Origin of the sequence: Dermacoccus sp. UBA1591 (genome assembly GCF_002322065.1) — a bacterium.
Taxonomy (GTDB): Bacteria; Actinomycetota; Actinomycetes; order Actinomycetales; family Dermatophilaceae; genus Dermacoccus; species Dermacoccus nishinomiyaensis.
Genome location: NZ_DCNR01000055.1, coordinates 2,172 through 5,831 on the forward strand (window position 1 = coordinate 2,172; position 3,660 = coordinate 5,831).

Genomic DNA, 3,660 nt, shown 5'->3' on the forward strand with positions numbered 1-3,660 from the left:
TCGACTTCGACTTCGAGAGCGAACGCGGCGTCGAGCTCGTCGAGGGGGTCATTCCGGAGCCCGAGCGCCGTGTCATCCATCAGCTGTTGCGCGACGATCTCAGGCGGCGTGCCGATGCGTCCCGCATCGTCCAGGGGATCTGGGCCGGCATCGGCGGGTTGGGCGTCGAGGGCGCCACACAATGTCGCATCGACCAACCGGAGCGAGAGATCGTGCCATTCACCGGCGCTTTCGACGAGATCGTCCTCGTCGACGACTGGCACACGGTCTCGATCGTCTACCCCGAGAGCGGCGCGTGGTGCCTGGCGAACGACACCGATCTCGTGAGCACCTACCTCGCCGCCGACGCGTCGTTGGCCCAGCGGTTCCTCGATGATCCGCGCCTCGAATGCCTCGTCGTCGGGCCCGAGAATCAGGTCGGTTGAGGAGCTACGAGTTCACGCCCCATTCAGACGCCCGTCACGTGCGCGCCGCTGGCCGTGGGCACCCTGGCACCTCCTGACCCCCGACGGAGAGTTGTCGTCATGCCTCGCCCCACACGTCGCGCGTTCCTCAAGGGCGCCTCCGGCTCCCTCGTCACCGCAGCGCTCGCCGCGACGAACGCCCAACTCGCGCAGGCCGCGGGTCGTTCGGTCTATACCCGCGGCACGACGCTCGAGCAGGCTGCGGCCCCGCTCGCGACGAGCGGCTACACGCGTCTGACGGCCGGGCCGGGCTACCCCCTCGTCGTGCGGGCCGACCTCGCCGAGCCGCGTCCTTCTCGCGACGACACCCGCACAGGCCTCGCGAGCATCGTCCAGTTCACCGACCTGCACGTCGTCGACGCGCAGAGCCCGGTGCGCTTCGAGTTCCTCAACACGGTCAACTCGAGCGCGTGTCGCCCGCAGGAGGCTCTCGGCACGCAGGGCGCGGCTCAGTTGGTCAAACGCATCAACGACCTCGCGAAGGGCCCGTTCACCGGGCGCCGGTTCGACTGCGTCGTCTCGACGGGTGACAACACCGACAACCACGAGCACGTCGAGCTCGAGTGGTACCTCGCAGTCATGAACGGCGGCGTCATCACCCCGAACACGGGCGCGAGCGACCGGTGGGAGGGTGCGCAGACGAGCGGCAACCCGCAGTACTACAACGTCGAGAATGCCTCCGTCCGCGACCGGTACGTCAGCGCAGGCTTTCCGGTCCTCGACGGCTTCTTCCGCCGCGCCACGGCAGCGCACCGCAGCCCGGGGCTGAACGTGCGATGGTTCTCGGTCTTCGGTAACCACGACGACTCCGTCAGCGGCGTCCTGCCGTCCGACTGGGGTGCACTGGCCGCGATGTACACCGGCGACGTGAAGTTCACCGGCTTCACCTCCGGCACGTCCGATGCGGCACTGCGACGCACCTTCACGAACGGCAGCACGGCGATCAAGGGCGTCAGCAGCAGCACCAAGAACACCTGGCACGTCACACCCGATGAGCGCCGTAGGCCGTTCACCCCGACGGAGTACATGCGCGCGCACCTGCCGAGCGGCGGCCACGGCTTCACGGACGAGAACGTGGCGACCGGGCGCGGCTACTACACGTTCCGCATCGCCGACGGTGTCACGGGCATCTCGCTCGATTCGACGAACCGCGCCGGATTCACCGAGGGCAGCCTCGGGCACGAGCAGTTCCTGTGGTTGCAGCGTGTCCTCACCGCGGGCAGCAGCACGTACGTCGACTTCTGGGGTCGCACACAACGCCATGCCGTGGCCGACGAGATGTTCGTCATCTTCAGCCATCACACGAGCACGACGATGACGAACGTGCTGCTCGACCCGGCCACGCCCGAACTGCGGCACGCCGGGCGCGAGGTGCGCGACACGCTCATGCGCTTCCGCAACGTCGTGGCGTGGGTCAACGGGCACACGCACGAGAACCGCATCACTGCGCATCGTCACGCCGATCCGCGACGGTCGTTCTGGGAGATCAACACGGCGAGCCACGTCGACTTCCCGCAGCACGCGCGCATCATCGAGCTCTGTGACAACGCCGACGGCACGCTCAGTCTGTTCACGACGCTGGTCGAGTCGGCCGCGCCGTACGCAGCGTCGACGACAGGGCAGGACCAGGCGGATCTGGCGTCGCTGTACCGCGAGCTGTCCTACAACGATCCGAACCGCTCGGCCGCCCTCACGGGCGCCGACGCCGACCGCAACACCGAACTGATCCTGCGCCACCCCTGGCGCTGACGTCGAGGATGCCGACGACGAGGCCCCGCGCCGAGCGAATCGGTGCGGGGCCCTCGTCCATCGGGTCGGTGAAGTACGCCGGTCAGCGGTAGTTCGTGAACTGCAGTGCGACGTCGAGGTCGGAACCCTTGAGCAGGGCCTGCACCTCCTGCAGGTCGTCGCGGCTCTTGCTCGTGACGCGCAGTTCGTCACCCTCGATGCGTGCCTTGACGCTCTTGGGGCCCTCGTCGCGGATGATCTTGCTGATCTTCTTCGCGTTCTCGCTCGAGATGCCCTCCTTGAGCTTCGCCTCGAGGCGGTATTCCTTGCCGGAGAGTTTCGGCGTCGGGTCGTCGTCGCCGTAGTCGAGTGTCTTGAGCGAGACGCCACGCTTGATGAGCTTCGTCTGCAGCACGTCGAGGACGGCGAGCGTGCGCTCCTCGGAGTTGGCCTTCATGACGATCGACTCGCCGGAGAGTTCGACGGACGCGCCGACGTTCTTGAAGTCGTAGCGCGAACCGATCTCCTTCGCGGCCTGGTTGACCGCGTTGGCGACCTCCTGCTTGTCGATCTTGCTGACGATGTCGAACGAGCTGTCTGCCACGGTTTCTCCTTCGTTGAACGCGGGCGCTTCCTGCGCCTCATTATGCCGTGACGCCGATCCCGTGCTGTCGCGCCACCGTCCCGCCCGCGGTCGAGCCGACGTCCCAGCCAGCGTCATGCCTTGACGGCGATGCCGCCACGCCGCCGTCACCTCGCGCACCCGCGCGTGTCCTGCCGATTGGCTCAACGGCGCGTGCTCTTGCTATGGTTTCCGAGCACGCGCGCCAGGTTGCCCGAGCGGCCAATGGGAGCGGACTGTAAATCCGTCGCGAAAGCTACGAAGGTTCGAATCCTTCACCTGGCACCACAGGTGCACCGAGAGCCCTGCAGATTCGTCTGCGGGGCTCTTGCCATGTCCAGGCCGTGCGTCGACCGGGTGCGGCGCTCACGCAGCCGGCGGCTGCTCGATCGGCTCGACGTTGCTCACGCATGACGTCGGCAGGGCGCCACCGTAGACGTGCGGAAACTTCTCGCTGTCGTCCTCGCCCGGCACCGCGGGTTCGACGCGAACCTCGAGCCCCGCCGCGACGATGGCGTCGGTGTCCAACGTCAGCAGCACGAGCGGAGCGTCGACGTCCGCGTAGAACCGCTCGAGCGTCGGTCGCACCTGCTCGGGAAAGCTCGCATGCAGGTAGCCAACCTGTTCGATCGTCATCCCGCGCGTCGACCAGATGTACTCGCCGCTCTCGAGCGCGTCCTGCCACTCGTCGGCCACCGCGATGTGCTGAATCGTTCTCATGCGCGCCACGATAGACGGGCATGATGGGCACATGGCCTTTCGCGCAGATTCCACCACGCTTCCCCGCATCGGTGTCACCGGTGTGACGGGTGCCGTCGGCGGCGCCGTCGCGCGCCTCGTCTCGGC

Annotated in this window: 4 protein-coding genes and 1 tRNA gene; 3 read left to right on the forward strand and 2 right to left on the reverse strand. The window is 67.4% G+C overall.

Going from position 1 to position 3,660, the window contains the following annotated elements; translation table 11 throughout:
* On the forward strand, positions 1-425 hold a 425-nt coding region (locus tag B2284_RS06045; RefSeq protein WP_414646252.1), incomplete at its 5' end, for a hypothetical protein.
* Between the two features lie 99 nt (positions 426-524).
* Positions 525-2,213, forward strand: a complete 1,689-nt coding sequence (locus B2284_RS06050) for a TIGR03767 family metallophosphoesterase (RefSeq protein WP_006946299.1) — start codon at positions 525-527, stop codon at positions 2,211-2,213.
* 82 nt (positions 2,214-2,295) lie between these two features.
* Here the strand turns inward: B2284_RS06050 and B2284_RS06055 are convergent, their stop codons facing one another.
* Positions 2,296-2,796, reverse strand: a complete 501-nt coding sequence (locus tag B2284_RS06055; protein WP_006946198.1) for a YajQ family cyclic di-GMP-binding protein — start codon at positions 2,794-2,796, stop codon at positions 2,296-2,298.
* Positions 2,797-3,018: 222 nt separating this feature from the next.
* Between B2284_RS06055 and B2284_RS06060 the strand changes: the two genes are divergently transcribed.
* Positions 3,019-3,102, forward strand: a tRNA-Tyr gene (locus B2284_RS06060).
* Between the two features lie 78 nt (positions 3,103-3,180).
* On the opposite strand, the gene B2284_RS06065 is transcribed toward B2284_RS06060, so the two are convergent.
* Positions 3,181-3,534 carry a DUF952 domain-containing protein gene (locus B2284_RS06065; RefSeq protein ID WP_006946117.1) on the reverse strand — a complete coding sequence of 118 codons (354 nt, stop codon included), beginning with the start codon at positions 3,532-3,534 and terminating at the stop codon, positions 3,181-3,183.
* Positions 3,535-3,660 lie beyond the last annotated feature (126 nt).